This window comes from Rosenbergiella australiborealis (assembly GCF_018494035.1).
GTDB lineage: Bacteria > Pseudomonadota > Gammaproteobacteria > Enterobacterales > Enterobacteriaceae > Rosenbergiella > Rosenbergiella australiborealis.
The window spans coordinates 1-602 of sequence record NZ_JABBFO010000043.1 but is presented as its reverse complement, the minus strand read 5'-3'; the positions used below and the strand labels follow the sequence as shown (position 1 = coordinate 602).

1 protein-coding gene and 1 pseudogene are annotated in these 602 nt (G+C 38.4%); both read right to left on the bottom strand.

The window, feature by feature from the left end:
* Positions 1-288 (bottom strand): hypothetical protein (locus HGT73_RS14630; protein ID WP_214215980.1); only part of this gene is annotated, 288 nt, incomplete at its 3' end.
* Positions 288-602, bottom strand: a pseudogene (locus HGT73_RS14625) (hypothetical protein); the annotation flags it as partial. The pseudogene HGT73_RS14625 and the gene HGT73_RS14630, both read right to left, overlap by 1 nt.

The following is a 602-nucleotide window of genomic DNA, read 5'->3' as shown; positions in this document are numbered from 1 at the left end:
CCTACCTTCAGCTTTCAGGATCTCAAGGAATCTGTTATAAGCGCTTTCATCATATTCAAGTAGATCATCAAGAAGCTTTTCTTCTATCAGTGGCTTATAAAAAATTCCGCTCTCAAAGAATATAAAATCACCAGACATCGCTGGATCAATGATCTTCACATTACTAGCTTTATAAGCAAGAAGCCCATTATATCCCTTTGAAAATCCATAAAAATAAGTTTCTCCATTGCTCCAGTAAACAGCATAAACATCAATAATTTTTTCAGACCTACCATTTTTTATTTTCATTATTTTCCCTTTAACGATGGACCTGGCTGCAATGGGTTAGCCTGTGGCGTCACCATTTTCATATCATAAGCCTTACCGGTATTTGAATTGTATTGATAATGTATTGTGATATTAGAACCATCAGGTAATTCATGCGTAACCTGCATTTTCTGGAATCCCGCTGATGCTGGGAAGCGGGGATCTTTATTCATTCCCTTAAGTACCTCTCCAGCAGGTGGATTAGCCTTAACCCCATTCCACAGAACCTTCTCATTCAAATCTCGCGGGAACGGATTTTGTATACCCTTAGCTGTCGTGATAGTTTCAGCATTTCT